19 protein-coding genes are annotated in these 20,652 nt (G+C 61.1%); 5 read left to right on the top strand and 14 right to left on the bottom strand.

From position 1 onward, the window contains the following. Positions 1-74 precede the first annotated feature (74 nt). From aauS to ACWHXD_RS06220, 3 genes are read left to right on the top strand one after another with little or no spacing between them, the layout of a single operon-like run. A complete protein-coding gene (gene aauS / locus ACWHXD_RS06230; RefSeq protein WP_098949447.1) occupies positions 75-1,976 on the top strand; it encodes a two-component sensor histidine kinase AauS in 1,902 nt (633 codons plus the stop codon). Further along, a complete protein-coding gene (gene aauR, locus ACWHXD_RS06225) occupies positions 1,973-3,310 on the top strand; it encodes a two-component response regulator AauR (protein WP_138761395.1) in 1,338 nt (445 codons plus the stop codon). The genes aauS and aauR overlap by 4 nt, the downstream gene beginning before the upstream one ends. Then, entirely contained in the window at positions 3,310-3,648 is a 339-nt protein-coding gene (locus ACWHXD_RS06220) for a GlpM family protein (protein ID WP_032893333.1), read from the top strand. The genes aauR and ACWHXD_RS06220 overlap by 1 nt, the downstream gene beginning before the upstream one ends. A 584-nt stretch (positions 3,649-4,232) precedes the next feature. Here ACWHXD_RS06220 and ACWHXD_RS06215 read toward each other — a convergent pair. The 6 genes from ACWHXD_RS06215 to ACWHXD_RS06190 form a co-directional block, all read right to left on the bottom strand. Continuing rightward, positions 4,233-5,630 carry a sigma-54-dependent transcriptional regulator gene (locus tag ACWHXD_RS06215; RefSeq protein WP_014717128.1) on the bottom strand — a complete coding sequence of 466 codons (1,398 nt, stop codon included), beginning with the start codon at positions 5,628-5,630 and terminating at the stop codon, positions 4,233-4,235. Further along, positions 5,620-7,398, bottom strand: a complete 1,779-nt coding sequence (locus tag ACWHXD_RS06210; protein ID WP_032893334.1) for a sensor histidine kinase — start codon at positions 7,396-7,398, stop codon at positions 5,620-5,622. Before ACWHXD_RS06210 ends, ACWHXD_RS06215 begins: the two co-directional genes overlap by 11 nt. Next, complete coding sequence (locus tag ACWHXD_RS06205; RefSeq protein ID WP_138761394.1) at positions 7,398-8,522, bottom strand: GNAT family N-acetyltransferase; 1,125 nt, start codon at positions 8,520-8,522, stop codon at positions 7,398-7,400. The genes ACWHXD_RS06210 and ACWHXD_RS06205 overlap by 1 nt, the downstream gene beginning before the upstream one ends. Before the next feature lie 136 nt (positions 8,523-8,658). Next, entirely contained in the window at positions 8,659-9,507 is an 849-nt protein-coding gene (locus ACWHXD_RS06200; RefSeq protein ID WP_060766183.1) for an alpha/beta hydrolase, read from the bottom strand. Next, positions 9,504-10,898 carry an aspartate aminotransferase family protein gene (locus tag ACWHXD_RS06195; protein ID WP_032893337.1) on the bottom strand — a complete coding sequence of 465 codons (1,395 nt, stop codon included), beginning with the start codon at positions 10,896-10,898 and terminating at the stop codon, positions 9,504-9,506. Before ACWHXD_RS06195 ends, ACWHXD_RS06200 begins: the two co-directional genes overlap by 4 nt. Beyond that, positions 10,891-11,595: an MtnX-like HAD-IB family phosphatase gene (locus ACWHXD_RS06190; protein ID WP_044272140.1), complete on the bottom strand. Its 705-nt coding sequence runs from the start codon at positions 11,593-11,595 to the stop codon at positions 10,891-10,893. Before ACWHXD_RS06190 ends, ACWHXD_RS06195 begins: the two co-directional genes overlap by 8 nt. 241 nt (positions 11,596-11,836) lie before the next feature. Between ACWHXD_RS06190 and ACWHXD_RS06185 the strand changes: the two genes are divergently transcribed. Beyond that, positions 11,837-12,607 carry a MipA/OmpV family protein gene (locus tag ACWHXD_RS06185; protein ID WP_138761393.1) on the top strand — a complete coding sequence of 257 codons (771 nt, stop codon included), beginning with the start codon at positions 11,837-11,839 and terminating at the stop codon, positions 12,605-12,607. 134 nt (positions 12,608-12,741) lie between these two features. Here the strand turns inward: ACWHXD_RS06185 and ACWHXD_RS06180 are convergent, their stop codons facing one another. The 6 genes from ACWHXD_RS06180 to ACWHXD_RS06155 all read right to left on the bottom strand — a co-directional run bounded on the left by ACWHXD_RS06180 (position 12,742) and on the right by ACWHXD_RS06155 (position 18,512). Continuing rightward, the gene (locus ACWHXD_RS06180; RefSeq protein ID WP_014717122.1) at positions 12,742-13,146 is read right to left on the bottom strand and encodes an EamA family transporter; all 405 of its coding nucleotides are present in this window, start codon (positions 13,144-13,146) and stop codon (positions 12,742-12,744) included. Continuing rightward, positions 13,143-13,523 carry a DMT family transporter gene (locus ACWHXD_RS06175; protein WP_003188930.1) on the bottom strand — a complete coding sequence of 127 codons (381 nt, stop codon included), beginning with the start codon at positions 13,521-13,523 and terminating at the stop codon, positions 13,143-13,145. Before ACWHXD_RS06175 ends, ACWHXD_RS06180 begins: the two co-directional genes overlap by 4 nt. Beyond that, positions 13,520-14,440, bottom strand: coding sequence for an arginase family protein (locus ACWHXD_RS06170; protein ID WP_138761392.1), 921 nt, complete (start codon positions 14,438-14,440; stop codon positions 13,520-13,522). Before ACWHXD_RS06170 ends, ACWHXD_RS06175 begins: the two co-directional genes overlap by 4 nt. 500 nt (positions 14,441-14,940) lie before the next feature. Next, positions 14,941-16,242: an IS4 family transposase gene (locus tag ACWHXD_RS06165; protein ID WP_098952559.1), complete on the bottom strand. Its 1,302-nt coding sequence runs from the start codon at positions 16,240-16,242 to the stop codon at positions 14,941-14,943. Positions 16,243-16,784: 542 nt separating this feature from the next. Continuing rightward, positions 16,785-17,438 (bottom strand): DsbA family oxidoreductase, encoded by a 654-nt coding sequence (locus ACWHXD_RS06160; RefSeq protein WP_138761391.1) that lies wholly within the window; start codon positions 17,436-17,438, stop codon positions 16,785-16,787. 54 nt (positions 17,439-17,492) lie between these two features. Next, on the bottom strand, positions 17,493-18,512 hold the full coding sequence (locus ACWHXD_RS06155; RefSeq protein WP_034126527.1) for an alpha/beta fold hydrolase: 1,020 nt from the start codon (positions 18,510-18,512) through the stop codon (positions 17,493-17,495). Positions 18,513-18,694: 182 nt separating this feature from the next. Here ACWHXD_RS06155 and metR point away from each other — a divergent pair, with 182 nt between their 5' ends. Continuing rightward, on the top strand, positions 18,695-19,612 hold the full coding sequence (gene metR, locus ACWHXD_RS06150) for a transcriptional regulator MetR (protein ID WP_003188924.1): 918 nt from the start codon (positions 18,695-18,697) through the stop codon (positions 19,610-19,612). Between the two features lie 4 nt (positions 19,613-19,616). Here metR and ACWHXD_RS06145 read toward each other — a convergent pair whose 3' ends face one another. After that, positions 19,617-20,117 carry a GNAT family N-acetyltransferase gene (locus ACWHXD_RS06145; protein ID WP_138761390.1) on the bottom strand — a complete coding sequence of 167 codons (501 nt, stop codon included), beginning with the start codon at positions 20,115-20,117 and terminating at the stop codon, positions 19,617-19,619. Further along, a complete protein-coding gene (locus ACWHXD_RS06140; protein ID WP_044274720.1) occupies positions 20,114-20,524 on the bottom strand; it encodes an NUDIX hydrolase in 411 nt (136 codons plus the stop codon). The genes ACWHXD_RS06145 and ACWHXD_RS06140 overlap by 4 nt, the downstream gene beginning before the upstream one ends. Between the last annotated feature and the right edge of the window lie 128 nt (positions 20,525-20,652).

Here is a 20,652-nt window from a genome sequence, read left to right as displayed (position 1 = left end):
GCCCTTGAGTTTTTCGCGAGCAAGCTCGCTCCTACAGTTGGCAGGCGAGAAGTAGCTGACCCAAGGCATCTGTGATGAAATGCGACCCCAATCAATATCGCGCCGCGCCGCCATCACTTGCCGTGAAGCCTCGTCTGATACGCCAACTGTTCCTGCCGCCGTTGATCATCGCCCTGATGGTCGGCCTGGGTTATATCGGCTTCTGGGTCAGTGACTACTACGGCATCCGCACCCTCAGCGACAACGGCGAACGCCAGTTGGAGCTGCACGCCCGTACCGTCGAAAGCGAACTGAGCAAGTACACCTACCTGCCCAGCCTGCTGGAGCTGGAGTCCAGTGTTTCCCAATTGCTCGCCGACCCGAGCCAGGAAACCCGCAAGACGGTCAACGACTACCTCGAAGGCCTGAACCGCCGCAGTCGCAGCCGCGCCATCTATGTGATGGACACCACCGGCCGCGTGCTGGCCACCAGTAACTGGCGCGATGCCGACAGTTACCAAGGTGAAGACCTGTCCTTTCGCGCCTATTTCCAGAATGCCGTACGCGGCCAGCCCGGTCGTTTCTACGGCATCGGCAGCACCAACGGCGAGCCCGGCTATTACCTGGCCCACGGCCTGGAAGAGCACGGCAAGATCATCGGCGTCGCCGTGGTCAAGGTGCGCCTCGAAGCCCTTGAAGAGCGCTGGCAGCGTGCGCGCCTTGAAGCTTTCGTGAGCGATGAGAACGGCATCATTATTCTTTCCAGCGACCCGGCACGCCGCCTCAAGGCCGTACGCCCCTTGAGCGATGACACCAAGGACCGCCTGGCCCACAGCCTGCAATATTACTGGGCGACGCTCAATGAACTGCAACCCCTGGCCCGTGAGCGCCTGAACGAAGGCACCGAGAAACTGACCTTCCCGGCCAACACCGAAGTGGTCAACGACCAGCACGCCGTCAGCTACCTGGCGCAGACCCGCCCGCTCAACGACACGCCGTGGAACTTTACCCTGCTCACCCCGCTCAACGACCTGCGCCGCGCCGCGATCAACCAAGGCATCCTGGTGGCCGTCGCCTTTGGCCTGGTCGCCTTCCTGCTGATCGCCTGGAACGAACGGCGCAAGGTCATCGCCACCCGCCTCGCCGCACGGGAAGCCTTGCAGGAAGCCAACAGCCTGCTTGAGCGTCGGATTGCCGAACGCACCGCCGACCTGCGCGCCAGCAACGAACGGCTCAAGGGCCAGATTCGCGAACGACGCCAGGCCGAAGAAACCCTGCGCCACGCCCAGGACGAACTGGTGCAGGCCGGCAAGCTCGCGGCCATTGGCCAGATGTCCACCAGCATCGCCCACGAACTGAATCAGCCACTGGCAGCGTTGCGCACGCTGTCGGGCAACACCGTCCGCTTCCTTGAGCGCGGCGCCCTGGACACCGCCAGCACCAACCTCAAGACCATCAACGAACTGATCGACCGCATGGGCCGCATTACCGCCAGCCTGCGCTCCTTTGCCCGGCGCGGTGACGACCAGGGCGAAGCCAGCCTCGGCAAAGCCGTGGACGCCGCGTTCCAAGTGCTCGGCGCGCGCCTGGACAGCCTGCCGTTGACCGTGCACCGTGACTTTGCCAATGCCCAACTGCAGATCGACCAGACCCGCCTGGAGCAGATCCTGGTCAACCTGATCGGCAACGCCCTCGATGCGATGCAGGCCCAAGCGGCGCCGCAGCTGTGGCTGGAAGGCCAGAGCAGCGACGGCAAATATCGCCTGCTGGTGCGTGATAATGGCCACGGCATCGACCCCGAGGCGCGCAAGCATTTGTTCGAACCCTTTTTTACCACCAAGCCCGGCGAACAAGGCCTGGGCCTGGGCCTGACCCTTTCCGCAAGCCTCGCGGCCGCCACCGGCGGCAGCCTGGCCGTGGAACATCCGGCCAATGGTGGTACCGCCTTTGTCCTGAACCTGCCATTGGTGGGCGCTCAACGAGCTGAGTCGACATGAATACACAAGCCCAAGACCTCACCGTCCTGATCGTCGAGGACGACCCCCATGTACTGCTCGGTTGCCAGCAAGCACTGGCGCTCGAAGACATTACCAGCGTCGGCGTGGGCAGCGCCGAAGAAGCGCTCAAGCGCATCGGCGAAAACTTTGCCGGCATCGTCATCAGCGACATCCGCTTGCCGGGCATCGATGGCCTGGAACTGCTGACCCGCCTCAAGGCCTTGGATAAAAGCCTGCCGGTGGTGCTGATCACAGGCCACGGCGATATCTCCATGGCGGTGGGCGCCATGCGTAACGGCGCCTACGACTTCATGGAGAAACCCTTCTCGCCCGAACGCCTGGTGGACGTGGCACGCCGCGCCCTGGAACAACGCGGGCTGGCGCGGGAGGTCTGGTCGCTACGCCGGCAACTGGCCGAGCGCGACTCGCTGGAAGGCCGCATCATCGGCCGCTCGCCGGCCATGCAGAACCTGCGCGAACTGATTGCCAATGTCGCCGACACTTCGGCCAACGTGCTGATCGAAGGCGAGACCGGCACCGGCAAGGAACTGGTCGCGCGTTGCCTGCATGATTTCAGCCGGCGCCACACCCACCAGTTCGTCGCGCTCAACTGCGGTGGCCTGCCGGAAAACCTGTTTGAAAGCGAGATTTTTGGCCACGAGGCCAACGCCTTCACCGGCGCTGGCAAACGTCGCATCGGCAAGATCGAGCATGCCCATCAAGGCACGCTGTTCCTCGATGAAGTAGAGAGCATGCCGATCAACCTGCAGATCAAGCTGCTGCGGGTGCTGCAGGAGCGCACCCTGGAACGCCTGGGTTCGAACCAGAGCGTGGCGGTGGATTGCCGGGTCATCGCTGCCACCAAGTCCGACCTCGACGAACTGAGCCGCGCCAGCCAGTTCCGCAGCGACCTGTACTACCGCCTCAACGTGGTCACCCTGGAACTGCCGCCCCTGCGCGAGCGGCGTGAAGACATCCTGCAACTGTTCGAACACTTCCTGCAGCAATCGTCGCTACGCTTCGACCGCGCCGTGCCGGAGTTGGACAACCAGACCTTGTCCAGCCTGATGAGCCACGACTGGCCAGGCAACGTGCGCGAACTGCGCAACGTCGCCGAACGCTTCGCCCTGGGCCTGCCCGCCTTCAAGAAAAGCGGCGCCAGCAGCGGCAACCAAGGGGTTGCCTTTACCGAGGCGGTGGAAGCCTTTGAGCGCAACCTGCTTAACGATGCCCTGCAACGCAGCGGCGGCAACCTGACCCAGGCCAGCCAGGAACTGGGGATGGCCAAGACCACCCTGTTCGACAAGGTCAAGAAATACGGGTTGAGTCACTGATGGATCTGTTCTTGAAAGCCGCACTTGGCGCCGCCGTGGTGCTGATTCTGGCGGCGCTGGCCAAGACCAAAAACTATTACATCGCAGGCTTGGTGCCGCTGTTCCCCACTTTTGCGCTGATCGCCCACTACATCGTCGGCAAAGGCCGAACGGTCGCGGACTTGAAGACCACGATCCTGTTCGGGATGTGGTCGATCATTCCGTACTTTGTGTATTTGGCGACGTTGTATGTGATGGTCGATCGGCTGCGGTTGGAGGCATCGCTGGCAGTCGCCGCCGTGGCCTGGTTGATGGCCGCGACGGTGTTGGTCAGCGTATGGGTACGCCTCCACACCTGACACAACGCGGTTAAACAGGTGGGAGCTGGCTTGCGAAAGCGGTGGTTCAGTTAAAGATTCAGTGACTGACACACCGTCTTCGCGAGCAAGCCCGCTCCCACAGGGGATCTGTGCCAGGCGCAGATTTTGTGGGTAGTACATGACCAATGTGGGAGCTGGCTTGCCTGCGATAGCCGTAGGTATCTACACAACTTTTGGGCTGTAGCAGCAGACGGTAACCACGATGCGAAGCGAGCCGCTCTTGATCTGCTTTTGATCTTAGGCGCCCCGTCAAACCACGCTGGCCGGAATTCGACAGTGATTTGGGGGGTAAACCGGCAGGGATGCCGGTTTAGCCGCCCCGCGCCATGGATGGCGCGTGGCGGCGGCCCCCCAAATCACTGGCGGATTACGGGCACACCGAGCCTAAGCGAGGTGCCGAGTGGTGGGGCAAGAGCGTTTTGCTTACTTTTGCGCTTTTCAAAAGTGAGCCGCCGTCAGGGCGGAACCCTAAGTGGCCGTTACCTAAATAACGGATATGTACCCGGTCCAGCTGTGTTGACTGCTAGGCCGTCTTCGCAGGCAAGCCAGCTCCCACACTCAGATCAGCGCACGATCTTGTCTACCTGAATGCCCAGCTTCTTCAGGCGATACCAAAAGCTGCGTTCGGAAATCCCGATCCGCTGCGCCGCTGCCGCCTGCACCCCATTGCTCTCCTGCAACGCCGCAAGAATGTAGGCCTTCTCCACCTCAGCCAGCGCCGCATCCAAATCCCGCGGCACCCCCGGCCCGTCGCTGAGGATCGCGGTCACATCGCCCTCGCTCGGTTTGGAAGCAAACAGATACCCCGGCAAATCAATATCCTCGATCACCGATGAAGCCGCCACGATGGTCGCGCGCTCAACGCAGTTTTGCAGCTCGCGGATGTTGCCCGGCCAGTGATACGCCGCCATGGCCTGCAACGCCTCGGGGCTGAAACCGGTGATGCGTTTGCCGGTGGTCGCGCTCAGGGTATGGGCGAAGTGGCGCGCCAGGGGCGCGATGTCTTCCACGCGTTCGCGCAGCGACGGCAACGGAATCGGGAAGACATTGAGGCGGTAATACAGGTCTTCGCGAAACTCCTTGGCCGCCACCGCATCCAGCAGGTTCTTGTTGGTGGCGGCAATGACACGTACATCCACCTTGCGCTCGCGGGGGTCGCCTACCGGCTCGATAACCCGCTCCTGCAAGGCGCGCAGAATCTTGGCCTGCAACGCCAAGGGCATATCACCGACTTCATCCAGAAACAGCGTGCCCTTGTCGGCCTGCATGAAGCGCCCTACCCGGTCAGCCACAGCCCCGGTGAACGCGCCTTTGCGATGGCCGAACATTTCGCTTTCCAGCAGGCCTTCAGGAATGGCCGCGCAATTGACCGCCACGAAGGGTTGGTCGGCACGGCTGCCATGCTTGTGGATGGCGCGGGCGACCATTTCCTTGCCGGTGCCACTTTCACCGGTCAGCAGGATGGTGGCGTTGCTGTCGCGCACGGAGTCCACCGCCTGGAGCACCTGGCGAAACGCTGGGCTGTCGCCCACCAGGCTGTCAAACTGCGCATGTTCGTCCAGCTCGGCACGCATGCGCGCGTTGTCGCGCATGATGTCGCGAAATTGCAGGGCCTTGGCCACGGTGATGTCCAGTTCGTCAATGTCGAACGGCTTGGCAATGTAGTCATAGGCACCGTTACGCATCGACTGCACGGCATTTTTTACCGTGCTATAGGCCGTCATCACGATCACCGGCAAAGTCGGATAACGCACCTTGATCTCGGCCAGCAACGCCGGCCCGTCCATGCCCGGCATGCGCCAGTCGCTGATGACCAGGTCGATATCCTCCTCCCCCAGCACCTTGAGCGCATGCAGGCCATTGCCCGCGCTGAACACCTGGATGCCGTTCTGGCTCAGGGCCTGGGTCAGCAGATCACAGAGCTTGGGCTCGTCGTCGACCACCAATACGTTATGCGTCATGCCCGTCCTCATCTTCACCGTCGTCTTCACCGTCAGCCGGAATGTACAGGCTGAAGGTCGCGCCGGCATCTTTCTCGCTGGCGCATTCGATGCTGCCGTCGTGACTTTCCATGATCGAATAGACTTTGGCCAGGCCCAGGCCCGTGCCCGAGGCCTTGGTGGTGACGAATGGCGTGAAAATGCGCTCGACCATGTCCGCCGGGATGCCCTCGCCGGTATCGGCGATGCTGATCACGGTGTTGTCGCCCACGCTGCGAATGCCCAGGGTCAGGCGCCCGCCGTCGGGCATCGCGTCGATGGCGTTGAGAATCAGGTTGAGACACGCCTGCTTGAGCTGCTTGGCATCGGCGTAGATCGTCGCGCCAGGCGCCTGGTCGTCAATCTGGGCATCAATGCGATGGCTACTCAGCTCCGGGCCGCAGAAACCGAGGATTTCTTCCACCAGGGCGCGTGCCGGTTGCTGCACGCGTATCGGCGGGTTGGGCTTGGCGAAATCGAGGAACTCAGTAATCAGCTCGTTGATGCGGCTGACCTCGCTGATGACATATTCCAGGTGGCGCTTGTCGGTTTCCGCCAGGTCAGCGCGCCGATGCAACAGTTGGGTGGCGGTCTTGATGATGCCCAAAGGGTTGCGAATTTCATGGGCCAGGCCCATGGCGACTTCACCCAGGGCATGCAAGCGATCACGCCGACGCAGTTGGGCTTCCAAGTGGTGCAACTCGCCCAGGCGTTCGGTCATGTGGTTAAAGGTGCTGCTCAATTGCGCCAGTTCGTCACCGCCACTGACCACCACACGATGCGCATAACTGCCCGAGATCACCGCATCCACGCCCTGGGACAAATCGCGCAGGGGCTTGGTCAGACGCCGCGACACCAACAACCCGGCCGCCAGTGACAGCGCCGAGCTGACCAGGAAGATCAGCACAAACAGGTTGCTCTGGTTCACCAGCCCCACCAGGCTGGTATGGCGTAGCAGGCCGCTGAAGATCACGCCTTGCAACTCGCCGGCGTCATTGAAAATCGGCCAATACAGCCCGCTGTACTGGTTAGTGAACTGCTCGCTGGGCTGCTTGGTACTGCGCAGATAGGCCTCGACATTCTTGGGGATGCGCGAGGGGTGATTGGCGAAGCGCTGGGTGGAAAATATCTCGGAGAAACCGGCAGGGTTGGCCAGGTACAGACGCAGGTCGAGGGAATGCACATCGGCCACGCTGGTGAGGAAACTGCTGTCCAGGTAGGTGGCGACCAGCAACAGGTAATCCACGCCGTCACGGCTGGTTTCGAAGGTGGACACCACCAGGCCCGTGCTCACCCCGGCGACTTGCACGGTTTGCAGCACCGCGTTGCTGGTGAGGTTGATCTGCCTGACGATGTCATCGGCGGCCGTGCTGAACATCACTTTGCGGTCGCTGGTGCGAATCAGCGCGACCACGTCGATATCGGTGGCATCGGCAATGTCGGCGGTGAGCCGGTCATGCTTCTCTGCATTTTTGGACGACGGCGGGCTGGTGTAGCGCAGGAACAGCTTGGCCATGCGCGCGTTGTCGTGAAGGATGTCGCCGATTTCGTCCTTGACGATCTTGGTCGACTCTTGCAGCCAGATCCGCACGTTGCTATCGAAAATCTGCGACAGCGTGGTGGCGGCCAGTTCAGCCGCGATCATGGTGGGAATCACGCTGACCAGCCAGAACGCCAGCACCAGCTTGCGCTGGACGCTCCAACGCGAAATGGCAAAGGGGCGGGCTTTCTGGCGGGTCTTGGTAATCATCAGGTTTCGCTTATCGCAGCAGCCATGGCAGGGTCGGAACGATCCGGTCGAATAAACAGTTTTACAAGCTTGAGCAGGCCGTTGACCAGCCGGTTGCGGTGACGGAAGAACAGGCTGTTGCCCTCGAACTCGCACCCCAGGCGCAGTTTACTGGCATACCCGGCCTGGCCGCACTCGTACAGCGCAATACGGTGTTCAATACAGTAGTCGACATTGGTCAGCCAGCTGCGGAAGTACAGGTTGTATTCACGGCTGAACTCCAGGTCATGGCCAAAGAACTTGTCCACCAGCCGATGCTCGTCCAGCAGGATCAGGTTGAACGCCACCAGGCGCTCGTCCACCCAGTACAGAACACAGACCGCCCGCTCGTGCAGGTGTTCGAGCACGCCCGTGAAGTAACCGGCGGGCAGGCGTTCGAACTGCAAGTCTGCGCGCGCGAGCGTGGCTTCATACAGGCGCATGACCTCGGGCAGCACGTCGTCGATATTACGCCGCCACTCGACCCGCGGCCCCGGTGCGCGCAGTTTGCGGCGCAGGTCCTTACGCGTGGACTTGCCCAGCGAACCCAGGTAGGCGTCCACCGAGCCATAAGGCAGCGGCAACACCCCCGTGGGCAAGCTGGGCATGCTTTGAAAACCTGCGGCAAGGCAGCTCTGGGCCCAATGCGGGTCGTTGGTGGGCGCGTCCTTGACCGCCAGCAAGCCGATACCGAGCGCATCGGCATCGCTGCGCGCAGCCGCCAGTAACTGCTGCAACAGCAACGCGCGCCGGGATTCGGGCACATGGCTGGCGACCCCGGCATCACAGCGTTCAGCCACCGGCGAACCGATGGCGTACAAGGCCAGTTGCAGAGCCCCCGGCCACAGCCGCTCCAGGCGCTGGGTCAAGCGCTTGCCAGCCCCCGACACGGTGGTGTCGAGGCGATAATGGGTGACGAACGCGGCCGCCACGGCCACCAGCGTTTGGTCCTCAAAGACCGCCAGGTAACGCCACTGAAAGTCATCGATCGCGGCGTTTTCCACGGCCAGGTAATAGTCCCAATCCTCCAGGGCACCGGGAAAACAATCGTTCCAGGCATCGCGCTGGATAGCCCGGATGGTCGGGTAGGCTTGGGTGGTTATCACAGTTTTTCCTTATCAACACCGCTCTACTGTAGGAGCGAGCTTGCTCGCGAAAACCGAACAGACACCGCGTTCAACCTGGCAGTACGCGTTATCGTTAACGACCTTCGCGAGCAAGCTCGCTCCTACAAGTAACTAATCACGCCACACGATTGAGTTGCACTGCGTGCTGCTCGACAAACCTGGCACTCAACTCGATCACCCGCCGGTACTGTAAATCGACCGTGATCATGTGGTAGCAGTTGTCCAGCAGGATCTTGGTCACCGGCCCGCCGAGGTGGCGCTCTACGTAATCGGCGTTCCAGCGGCTGGTGATGTCGTCCTCGATGGAATGCAGCACCAGCGCCGGCACCTTGATCTGCGGCATGCGTTTCTTGACCACGGCGTTCATGCGGTGCAGCTCGCGCACGGTGATGCCTTCCATGGTCAGCAACCCCGCCTCGCTGCTTTCGCCTTCCTTCATCTGCCGCTCGACAATGGCCCGCAGGCGCTCGTTCTTGATGCCGTAGGGCGGCTTCTCCTCAAAGCTACAAATGTGCACGCCGAACGGAATCTTCATCAGCAAGGGCGTGAGAAACGCCAGTTTGTTGATGCTCCAACCGTCGTACTTCAAGGTGGTGGAATACATCAGCAACCCGGCAACTTGCCCTGGGTGTTCGGACGCCACATACATCGACATCACCGCGCCCATGGACAAGCCACCGACAAACACCTGGGCGTGGCGCTGCTTGACCTGTACGAAGGTGTTGCGCACGCCTTCGTACCAGTCCTGCCACCCCGTAGCTTGCAAGTCGCTGTTGTCGCCGCAGTGCCCGGCCAGGGTCGGCACATACACCGTGCAGTTGCCCGCCTTGGCCAGGCCCTTGGCGACCTGGCGCAACTCGGTCGGCGTGCCGGTCAGGCCGTGGATCAACAGGATCCCGACCGGACCATCACCGAGAACGAAACCGGCAGTGCCTTCACCGAGGTCGATCCCTTGAGCATTCACCGCGTGGTCGCTCGCACCAGCAGTTGCTCCAGCAACTTCAGGCCCAAGTCGATTTCCGGGTAGCTGATCTCCAGGGACGGCGCCAGGGTGATCACGTTCTTGTAGTAACCGCCCACGTCGAGGATCAACCCGAGTTTCTGGCCGTCTACCACCATGTCGCCTTTCATGCCTTCTTCGACCATGTAGTCCAGGGTCGCCTTGTCCGGGGTGAAGCCATCCGGGCCGCAGATCTCGCAGCGCAGCGCCAGGCCCAGGCCGTCCACATCGCCGATGATCGGGAAGCGTTTTTGCAAGTCTTGCAGGCCTTCCAGGAAGTATTTGCCCTTGGCCATGACCATGGCGCCGTAGTCGACTTCGCTGGTCATCTTGAACATTTCCAGGCCCACCGCGGTACCCAACGGGTTGGAGGCGAAGGTGGAGTGAGTCGAACCTGGCGGGAACACCTTCGGGTTGATCAACTCTTCACGGGCCCAGATACCGCCCAATGGGTTGAGACCATTGGTCAACGCCTTGCCGAACACGATCACGTCCGGTTGGACGTCGAAGTGCTCGATCGACCAGAGCTTGCCGGTGCGGTAGAAGCCCATCTGGATTTCATCCGACACCATCAAAATGCCGTGCTGATCCAATACGTGCTTGAGCTCGCGGTAGAAGTTCATCGGCGGGATCACGTAGCCGCCGGTGCCCTGGATCGGCTCGACATAGAAAGCTGCGTATTCGCACTGGTTGGTTTTAGGGTCCCAGACACCGTTGTATTCGGTCTCGAACAAGCGGGCGAACTGCTGCACGCAATGGCTGCCGTACTCTTCCTTGGTCATGCCCTTCGGGCCACGGAAGTGGTAAGGGAATGGGATGAAATTGGCGCGTTCGCCAAAGTGGCCGTAGCGACGACGATAGCGGAAGCTGGAGGTGATCGACGAGGCGCCGAGGGTGCGGCCGTGGTAGCCGCCTTCGAAGGCGAACATCAGGCTTTTGCCGTTGCTGGCGTTGCGCACCACTTTCAAGGAGTCCTCGATGGACTGCGAGCCGCCGACGTTAAAGTGCACGCGACCATCGAGACCGAACTTGTTCTTGGCATCGACCGCGATCATTTCCGACAGCTCGATCTTGCCTTTGTGCAGGTACTGGCTGGCGATTTGCGGCAGGGTGTCGATCTGCTTTTTCAGCGCGTTATTCAGGCGCGGGTTGGCATAGCCGAAGTTGACGGCCGAGTACCACATTTGCAGGTCGAGGTAGGCCTGGTCTTCGGTGTCCCACACATAGGAGCCTTCGCAGCGGCTGAAGATACGCGGTGGCTCGATGTAGTGAACGGTGTCGCCGTAGGAGCAGTACTTGGCTTCTTTATCCAGAAGCACCTGGTCTTCGGCGGTAGCGATACGGATATCAGACATGATGGAAGAGTTCCTGATGGTCAGAAGAGGTGTTGAAGGTGGTGGCGTTGGCAGCGAGGCCTTGTGGCAGCTTGGCCAGCAACGCCGGCACTTGCGCAAAGGTGTCGAAGCGCGCATGAGGAATCTGGTGGGCGACGCAGTAGTCGGCGAGGCTGCCCTTGGCGAACACGAAGTCGGCGGTGGAGGCCACGCACATGTCGGACTTGCCGTCGCCGATCACCAGCACGCGCTTGTTGCGCGGCGTGGATTTGCACTTGCAGTTGCCCGAAGCGGCGCGGCAGGCATCGCTGGCATACGGGAAATCGATGCGCCAGCTGTCCTGGTCGACCTGGCGCAGGCGGTTGGCGAGGATCGGCAACAAAGTCACGTAGTTGCGCGAAAGGATGCGGGCAATGCCCTGCTCGATGCCGTCGCTGACCACTTCGATGGAGGCACCCAGGCCCATGACGTGATCGACAAAGTCCGGGAAGTCCGGGTCGATCTCGACGCTGTCGAAGTACGCCAGCAGTTCAGCCGGGGTGGCCTTGATCAGCGCCAGTTGGCGGCTCAGGCATTCGCGTGAACCGATATGCCCATCCAGCCATTCCTGCTCAATGGTTTCCCACTCGGGGCCGGCGAAGCGTTGGAGGACGTTGTCGATGACATCGGTGGGGGTAATGGTCCCGTCGAAGTCACACACGATATGCCAGTTGATCATCTGCCTTTCCTTTAGGTAAAGGGCCTTGGAGGAGCGCGCTGTCTGCGCTTGCCAAGGGATAGAGCAGGGACTGTGCCAACTGGCCAAAAGCCCGCAGGGCTGGGGGTTTGGGCGAAATGCGCAGCGATATATGTCGCAGGAGCTACAATTTTTGTAGCTTGCTACAAACAACATGAGTGCTTGCGCAGGCGCGTCGGTTTGCGCGTTCATGCGCGCCTGCCCACCTTCAGGAAACGTCCCCATGTCCAAGCTTGCTGCTGCTGTATTCACCGGTTTACTTGGAGGGTGGGGCCTTTGCGGGGCCGCATGGGCAGAGGGCATTACGGGCGATGTGGGCGCGGGCCTCAGCTATCAGCCCCACGACCCCACTGGCAGCCGCTACGAAACCCGGCCCGTGCCCTACCTGGACCTGGATTGGGGCAACGTCAGCCTGAGCACCGATGACGGCCTCACCTGGAGCGCCCTGGACACCCACGGCCTTACCGCTGGCCCCTATATCAACTACCTCGCGGGGCGTACCTCCAACGGTGAGTTGCAAGGCCTGCGCAACGTGTCGGACATGGCTGAAGTGGGCGGTTTCGTCCAATACGCCCCGGCCAATTTCTGGCGGGTCTACGCGCAATTGGGCCAGGCCGTGGGCGGCGGGCACTCCCAGAGCGGCGCCTTGGGTAAAATCGGCGGTGAACTGGGTTACCCCGTGGGTGGCGGGATTATCGGCAGCAGTGGCCTGGTTGCGCATTTTGCCGATGCGCGCCAGACCAATACCTTCTTCGGCGTGGACAACAACGAAGCCGTCGCTTCAGGCCTGCGGCCTTATAACGCGAGTGGCGGCTTCCAGAACGTGACGCTGAGCCAGAGCTTCGCCTTTCCCCTGGCGCCCCATTGGTCACTGCTGACCAGCGCCAGCTGGGTACACCTGGTGGGGTCGGCGGCCAAGAGCAGCATCGTCAAGGAGGCTGGTCAGGTGAATCAGGGCCAGGTGCAGACGGCGATCAGCTACACCTTCGACTGAATTACACGGGAGCAAAATTGTGGGAGCGGGCTTGCTCGCGAAAGCAGTGCGTCAGTCAGCTAATACTTAACTGATCCACCGCATTCGCGGGCAAGCCCGCTCCCACATTGGGCCTGTGCTTCATAGCACTACTTTCAGTGTTCTTCGCCTTCAGCCAACAGCGCGATACCACCGATAATCACCACCACGCCCACCCAATGCAGCACGCTGATGTGCTCCCCCAGCCCGAGCCAAGAACCCAGCAATACGGCCACAAACACCAGCGAACTCAGCGGAAACGCCAGGGACAAACTGCTACGTCGCAGAATCAGCATCCACACAAAAAACGCACCCAGATAGCTGGCAATCGCCGCCAGAATTCCCGGGTTGCGCGCCACGTCGGCCAGCCATTGCCAACTGAAGTCCATCGGCCCCAATTGATCACCGGCTACCTTGGTGAATAGCTGCCCAGCGCTTTCTGTGGCGATCAGCAGTGCCCACAGCACCAGGGTGCCAAGCCGCCCATGCAGCCAGCCGGTATTGATTGTTTGCGTTGTCATGCCTGGTTCCCCGCGATTGCTACCAACATCACACCCAACGTGATCACCAACGTGCCCAGCCAACGGCGTCGGCTGACGGTTTCCTTGAGCACCACCCTGCCCGCCAGCACCACCAGGCAATAAGCCAACGCCGCCAGCGGAAACAGCAGACTCAAGGGCGCGCGGGACAGCGCTTCGAGCCAGACAAAAAACTCAATGACATAGGCGCCGACGCCGGCCCACAGCAGCGGCGCATTGAACACCTGGCCCCAGAACGCACGCAGGCGAAAACCGCCATCGAGTTGCGGCAAACGGTCCACGCCCAGTTTGAAACACAGCTGGCCAATCACATCGAGGACGATGGAAAACGCCAGTAACAGCACCACGGTCAGGGTCACGGGAACAGCTCCTCAAACAGGTCGATCAAGGCTTCATTGGTTGCGGCGTTACGCTGCAAGTCTTGCGGGCTCCAGCGTTCCGGTGGCGGCTGGTCGGACTTGGCCTCCCAGCGCTTGAACGCGTTGCTGAATGCCGGCGTAGCGAACTCACCGCAAACGTCGATGCCAATGATGCGTTTACCCCCCGCCAATGCCCGCAGAGCCTGGAGCAAATGGGTCAGGCGCATGCCGCCCTGGTCCCAGTTGGTGGCGGCGTCTTCACTGGCCAGCACATCTTTGTCGATGGTGATCCAGATCGCCTCGGTGGGCAGGCTGGCAATCATCTGGTCGAGGAAGGCGGCCCAATCCAGGTCCGCCAGGTTGCGCCAGTGCAAGTGGTTTTCCTGTTGCTGGTGGCCGGCGCCGTCACCCACTCGGCCCCAGACCTTGGACGGCGGATGCTGCCAGGGAAACAACTGCAAACGCCCGCGCTTGAGGGCGCCAAGATTGCCGCCGCGCAGTTGCGGGTTATGCAGATCATCACTGCACGGGCCGAGGGTGACGATGCGTTGGATCGCCGGCATCTTCAACGCCCGGTTGACCCACGAACCGCAGTGCCGCTTGGGCGCAAAGCGCACCCAGTCGGGGTGGTTGTCGAAGTGGATCAGGCTGACAGGCTCTTTGAGGTCGGCCAAAAATGCCGGCGTGAGGTGGTGATAATCGCCGGAGCCGACAAACAGGATTTCCGGGCGCGCGTCACGGGGCCGTGGCCGTTGGGCCAGGCGCTCGACGAAACGCTTCCAGGTTTTTTCGGTGGACCACAAACGCAATTTCGGGCCCAGGTCCAGCAGGTCCAGGCGCGTGGCCCGACCGCTGGCCAAACGCCGGGCAATCGGTGCCTGACCGGTGAGGCTGTGGTCAAGGTCAAGAATATTCAAGGTAAGTTACACCCCTAATGGCAGCGCCCAACCGCAGGCCGGTTGGGCTTTAGGGGGGTAATGCAAGGGATGGGCCAGCGCTTCTCTTAATGCCCACACAGATCGAATGTGGGAGCTGGCTTGCCTGTGATGGCCATGGGTATCTACACAACTTTGTGGGTTGTAACAGCAAACGGTAACCACGATGCGAAGCGAGTCGCTCTTGATCTGCTTTTGATCTGCTTTTGATCTGCTTTTGATCTGCTTTTGATCTGCTTTTGATCTTGATCTCAGGCGCCCCGTTAAACCACGCTGGCCGAACGCAGGCTTGAATTCGTGGGTAACCCGGCAGGACGCCGGGTTAGCCGCCCCGCGCCATGGATGGCGCGTGGCGGCGGCCCACGGATTCAAGACTGTGTTCGGGCACACCGAGCCCAAGCGAGGTGCCGAGTGGTGGGGCGAGGACCTTTTGGTTACTTTTGGGTCCTTCCAAAAGTGACCCGCTGTCAGAGCCAGCCCTTTCAAGGTCTTTTCGTTTTGGCAGCCTTGATTACCCTGTCCGTTGAAACATGCGCATTCACCGCCTTGCCTTGCACCCATGTCTTGGGTTTAGGCACCTTGGGGCCGCGGGGGCTTTTCGCAACTTGTTTGGGTTGGATGTTTCTGGCCAGCTCCAACAAACGCTGGGCCAACTTTTCCACAGGGATGGCGGGAAGATATTCCGAGGGCAGTGCAATCTGCATTCCCTCATAACCACTCCTGACCTGGACCGCCAAGTGATAGATCGAGGCTTCCCAGCCATCAGGCTGGGTCTCCCGATGGGCTTGCTCCACGCTTCGCTTGAGTACGGCCAGGACGTTGTAGGCCAACACTGCCGTAGTGAACCCGAGCAAGGCGGCCTTTGGGCTGCCGAGAGTTTCGATTTCACTTTCCAGGATCGCTTCCAGTCGCTGGAACATACCTTCAATGCTCCAGCGGCGGCGATAGAGTTGCGCGATCTGCTCAGCGCTGACGCTTTCAGGCAGGTTGCTCCAGAACATCAAGCTGCTGTCACCCGAGTCTGTTGGCGAATGAAGCGTCAGTTCGACGCGCCGACATTGGTAACCGCCTCTGACCTGGATGATCTGCTCACGCACAGAGCCTGTTTCCACAGGCACGGGTTCTTGCCACTCACCCTCTTGAATCAGGCGTGGATGTTTGGCTTGCTGGCGAATGACAAAGGACGTCTGGACCTGCTCACAAGCTTCCATTACCGGAAGCGTGCAGTAGAGTCGGTCAGCCAGCCACACCTGGCCAGGTTCAGCATTAGCCAACAGAGGCAACACGCAAACACGCTCGCTGGCGTAGGCATCCTCACATGCCTGAAGGTCGATGACCTGATCGAGATCGGGATCGTAGACCACTACCGAAAAACCGGGACGAGCCGCACCTCGCTCCTGGCGTAAAGCCCCCAGACGCTTCTCAGTGGATGCCAGGTGATTGCCGTCTACCACGCGAACCTGCCAGTCCGGCAGCATCGTCGTGCAGCCCAGTTCTTTGATGGTTGGAGTCAGTCGTTGCGCACTACCGGTGACCAGAGCGCGCAATAGCGCGGGTTCAGTACGACTGATCTTGTCGTAAAGCGCCGCCAAGCTGACAGGGAGATCTTCCAGTTGCCGCGCGGCGGCGTGCAGGGATGGCTTCAAACCCAATGAAACAAGGGACATCAGCTTGATTATGGTCGAGAACAGTAGTTCACGAGAATACTGCCGTTGCCGATGTTCTTCGAAGACCTGATCGACCCACTCAGGGGCAATAGCTTGTTCCAGCGCCAATTTGGCCATGACGCTGGCAGGTGCTTTTTTCTCGAAACGCGCTAGAACATCGGCCCACATCGTTTGGGATCCCTGAATGAAATTTCAGGGGATTTTACCGAAGACCTTGAAAGGGATGGCTGTCAGAGCGGAACCCTAGGTGGCCGTTACCGCAGCAATGGATATGTACACAATCCAATTGTGTCGCCTGTCAGGCCGCCTTCGCGAGCAAGCCCGCTCCCACAGTTTGATCGCGGAGTGTCAGGTAGATAGGCGTTGGCTGGTAGGCCGCCTTCGCAGGCAAGCCAGCTCCCACATTTGAATCGCGGGGGTCAGGTAGATAGGCGTTGGCTGGTAGGCCGCCATCGCAGGCAAGCCAGCTCCCACACAGTTGGATTGTGGGGTATCAGGTAGAGAAGCGCCGGCTGTCAGGCCGTCACGGGAGCAAGCTCCCTCGCCACAGGTCCAGCATCACACCAAAGCTGTGTAGATACCTATGCTGCGATGGCGGTGTATCAGCCACCTCATTTGCAACTGACAGCCAGCTCCCACATTTTGCTCCGTGCTCGGCCTCAGGATCTCGATTCGTTGATGATCTGGCGAATCGCGCCCACGAAGGCTTCAGCCGGCTGCCCACCGCTCACCGCATATTGGTCATTGAAGACAATGGTCGGCACCGAACTCACCCCACGGGAAACCCACAGCTGCTCCTGCTCGCGGACCTCGGCGGCGTATTCATCGCTGGCCAGAATCTCGGCGGCGCGCGCAATGTCCAGCCCGACGCTCTCGGCAATGATCGCCAGGGTCGCGTGGTCGGAAGGGTCCTTGCCATCGCTGAAATACGCCTTGAACAGCGCTTCCTTGAGGTTGTACTGCAAACCTTCCAACCCGGCCCAGTGCAACAGACGGTGCGCGTCGAAGGTGTTGTAGATACGGCTCTGGCCGTCGGTGCGAAAAGCAAAGCCCAACGCGGCGCCCATGTCACGGATACGCGCACGGTTGGCCTGGGACTCTTCAGCCGTGGAGCCGTACTTTTCGGTGATGTGCTCGACGATGTTCTGACCTTCGGCGGGCATGTTCGGGTTCAGTTCAAACGGCTGGAAATGAATCTCGGCCTGCACTTCGCTGCCGAGCTGGTCGAGGGCTTCGGTCAAGCCGCGCAGGCCGATGATGCACCAAGGGCAGGATACGTCGCTGACGAAATCGATTTTCAGGGGAGTACTCATGGTAGGCAACCTCGCGGGCAATCATGCGCATAAAGGTTGCACGATACACCACCTTCACAGCACCTTCGAAGGCTCGCTCAAATCGATCTGCGCCCAGTGCGCGGCATCCTGGCGATGGGCTTGCAGGTAGGGCAACACCGCCGCCAGCAAGGGCGCCTTGAACGCTTCCTGAAAACGGTGGGCCAGGCCGGGAATCAATTTCAACTGGCTGCCCTGGATATGCGCGGCCAGGTGCACGCCGTGCATCACCGGCAACAACGGGTCGGCGGTGCCATGCACCACCAGCGCAGGCACACGCAGTTGGTTGAGCAAGGGCACACGGCTTGGCTCGGCCAGGATCGCCATGATCTGACGCTTCACGCCTTCGGGGTTGAAGGCACGGTCATAGGACAGCGCCGCCTGGTGCAGCAACGCCTGGCGATCGTCCTTGATATCCGGGCTGCCCAATGCCGCGAGCAAATCCGCCTGTTGCTCCAGCGCCACCTCACGGTTGGGCGCGCTGCGCCGCGACAGCAATTGCACCAGCGCCGCGTTCGGCGCGGGCAGGCCCTCGGCGCCGGAGCTGGTCATGATCAGGGTCAGGCTTTCCACGCGCTGAGGCGCCATGGCCGCCAGGTGTTGGGCGATCATGCCGCCCATACTCGCGCCGAGTACGTGAAACTGCTGCACCTGCAACGCATCCATCAAGCCCAGGGCGTCGTCGGCCATATCGGTCAAGGTATAGGGCGCCGCCACCGGCAGGCCGAGCTTGTAGCGCAGCACTTCGAAGGTCAGGTTGGCGCTCGCCGGCGCCTGCCGCCAGGTGGACAGGCCGACGTCACGGTTGTCGTAGCGAATCACCCGAAAGCCTTGCTCACACAAAGCCACCACCACTTCATCCGGCCAGTGAATCAGCTGCCCGCCCAGGCCCATCACCAGCAGCAACGCAGGGTCGGAGGCACGGCCGATACTTTGATAGGCGATGCTCACCTGAGCCAGGTCGACCGTTTGGGTCGGGACATTGACATCACATCGAGAAGCCGCAAAGGACGGCAGGCCGAACAGGAGAGCGGCCACTAAAAACAACGCACGCATGAAAAACACCAAAACGCAGAACCCCAGTAGAGCGCGAGTCTGATGAAGTTTGTTCAAGCGCGCTGCCACAGTTCGATGACAGTTTGATGAAGAGTGCCCAGTGGTCGTGGTCGACACGCCCCACAACATGAGACAAAATCAAGCAATCCGTTTTCGTCGCAAATTTTCTTCATGGAGCGCCTGTGCTCGAAATCCGTCACTTGAAAACCCTGCACGCCTTGCGCGAAGCCGACAGCCTGGTGGAAGCCGCTGAGCGCCTGCACTTGACCCAGTCCGCCCTCTCCCACCAGTTCAAAGAGCTGGAAGAGCGCCTGGGCATGCCGCTGTTCGTGCGCAAGACCAAACCGGTGCGCTTCACCAGCGCCGGCCTGCGCCTGCTGCAATTGGCCGACGCCACCCTGCCGTTGCTGCGCGGTGCCGAGCGCGATATTGCGCGGCTGGCCGGCGGCACCGCCGGGCGCTTGCACATGGCAATCGAATGCCACAGTTGCTTCCAGTGGCTGATGCCGACCATCGACCAGTTCCGCGATGCCTGGCCGGAAGTCGAGTTGGACCTGGCCTCGGGCTTTGCCTTCGCGCCGCTGCCGGCCCTGGCCCGTGGTGACCTGGACCTGGTGGTGACTTCCGACCCGCTGGAACTGCCAGGCATCACCTACGTGCCGCTGTTCACCTACGAAGCTATGCTGGCGGTGGCCAACCAACACGCGCTGGCGAACAAGTCCTACATCGTGCCCGAAGACCTGCTGACCGAAACCCTGATCACCTACCCGGTGGAACGTGACCGCCTGGACATCTTCACCCGCTTCCTGGAACCGGCCGACGTCGAACCGGCCCAGGTACGGACTTCGGAGCTGACGGTGATGATGATGCAACTGGTGGCCAGCGGCCGTGGGGTGTGCGGCATGCCCCACTGGGCGCTGCATGAATACAGCTCACGCGGGTATGTGAAGGCCAAGCGGTTGGGCGAGAAAGGGTTGTTTGCAACGTTGTATGCGGGCATTCGGGCCGACATGCTGGATGCGCCTTATATGCGCGACTTTTTGCTGACGGCCAAGGACACCTCGTTTTCCACGCTGGATGGCGTCAGCGCGGTGCGTTGAGCGATCAACGTAGCTCACGCCACATGTGGATCTTGTCGAAGTATTCGACGCCAACCCGCACGGCCAACGGCTCGAGGCCGTATTGAATGAAACCGCAGCGCTGGTAGAGCGCAAAGGCGGCGTCATTGCCAGCGGTGACGGTCAGTTGGATCAGTTTGAGGCGCGGGTGGCGACGGGCTTCTTCCAGTGCGGCTTGCACCAGTTGCCGCCCCAGCCCCTGCTGTTGATAAGCCTCGGTCACGTACATGCCGAACAAGGTGACCTTGTGCCGGGCCTTTTCCCGCGGCTCGAATGCAAGCCCAACAATACCTGCCAACTGATCGCCGTCGACGGCGCCAAACAGCCGGTCCAGGGGGCTGCCGAGGCGTTTTTCCCACCAACTCAAGGGCATCGAAGCACGCTCGGCCACGCTGGAGGTGAACGCCTGGGGATAAGCGCCGTAAGCCTCGAGCATCAGCGCGCGATAGGCTTGCGCATCGTCAGTGTCCAGCGGGCGAATCATCATGCGGTAGCCAGCCCATCGCGATAGAACGGCAGGATCAAATCGTGCGTCAACGGCGCCAGGTGCAAGTCACCTTCGGCCATGGGATCGATCCAGCGCACCTCTTCAATCTCTGCAGCGGGGGTGACGGCAACGTCGATCTGCACCTTGAACAGCTCGGCCTGTACGGTAAAGCCCGGCTCGTTGGCCGCGGGCGCCGAGAACTGGCCAAGATAGACGGCTTCGCTCGGGTCAATGCGCAGGTTCAGCTCCTCGCGCAGCTCACGGACGAGCGCCTCGGCAGGTTGCTCGCCGGCGTCGATCTTGCCTCCCGGTTGCATGAAAGCCAGGGTATCGCGCTTGCGCACCAGCAGGGTTTGACCGTCGCCACGGATCAACAGCGCGGCTGCAATGCGGATAGTCTTGGACATGGAACGCCCTCTCTGGGATTGAAAAGCGGCCAAGGATCCCACGCGCATTCTGCACACGCAACTCGCGCGCGCAGGGCGATTTTTTCCGACATACATACACCGCAGGGTCCAGTTTCGGCCACCCTAAA

It is taken from the genome of Pseudomonas fjordensis (genome assembly GCF_976987115.1).
Note: the sequence above shows the minus strand (reverse complement) of the source record. Positions and strands in the feature narration are given on the sequence as shown.

What these genes read in the sequence shown, in the direction of transcription:
- aauS (WP_098949447.1), top strand. Translation starts at nt 75, where the DNA reads ATGAAATGCGACCCCAATCAATATCGCGCCGCGCCGCCATCACTTGCC.
- aauR (WP_138761395.1), top strand. Translation starts at nt 1,973, where the DNA reads ATGAATACACAAGCCCAAGACCTCACCGTCCTGATCGTCGAGGACGAC.
- ACWHXD_RS06220 (WP_032893333.1), top strand. Translation starts at nt 3,310, where the DNA reads ATGGATCTGTTCTTGAAAGCCGCACTTGGCGCCGCCGTGGTGCTGATT.
- ACWHXD_RS06215 (WP_014717128.1), bottom strand. Translation starts at nt 5,630, where the DNA reads ATGACGCATAACGTATTGGTGGTCGACGACGAGCCCAAGCTCTGTGAT.
- ACWHXD_RS06210 (WP_032893334.1), bottom strand. Translation starts at nt 7,398, where the DNA reads ATGATTACCAAGACCCGCCAGAAAGCCCGCCCCTTTGCCATTTCGCGT.
- ACWHXD_RS06195 (WP_032893337.1), bottom strand. Translation starts at nt 10,898, where the DNA reads ATGTCTGATATCCGTATCGCTACCGCCGAAGACCAGGTGCTTCTGGAT.
- ACWHXD_RS06190 (WP_044272140.1), bottom strand. Translation starts at nt 11,595, where the DNA reads ATGATCAACTGGCATATCGTGTGTGACTTCGACGGGACCATTACCCCC.
- ACWHXD_RS06185 (WP_138761393.1), top strand. Translation starts at nt 11,837, where the DNA reads ATGTCCAAGCTTGCTGCTGCTGTATTCACCGGTTTACTTGGAGGGTGG.
- ACWHXD_RS06180 (WP_014717122.1), bottom strand. Translation starts at nt 13,146, where the DNA reads ATGACAACGCAAACAATCAATACCGGCTGGCTGCATGGGCGGCTTGGC.
- ACWHXD_RS06165 (WP_098952559.1), bottom strand. Translation starts at nt 16,242, where the DNA reads ATGGCCAAATTGGCGCTGGAACAAGCTATTGCCCCTGAGTGGGTCGAT.
- ACWHXD_RS06160 (WP_138761391.1), bottom strand. Translation starts at nt 17,438, where the DNA reads ATGAGTACTCCCCTGAAAATCGATTTCGTCAGCGACGTATCCTGCCCT.
- ACWHXD_RS06155 (WP_034126527.1), bottom strand. Translation starts at nt 18,512, where the DNA reads ATGCGTGCGTTGTTTTTAGTGGCCGCTCTCCTGTTCGGCCTGCCGTCC.
- ACWHXD_RS06145 (WP_138761390.1), bottom strand. Translation starts at nt 20,117, where the DNA reads ATGATGATTCGCCCGCTGGACACTGACGATGCGCAAGCCTATCGCGCG.
- ACWHXD_RS06140 (WP_044274720.1), bottom strand. Translation starts at nt 20,524, where the DNA reads ATGTCCAAGACTATCCGCATTGCAGCCGCGCTGTTGATCCGTGGCGAC.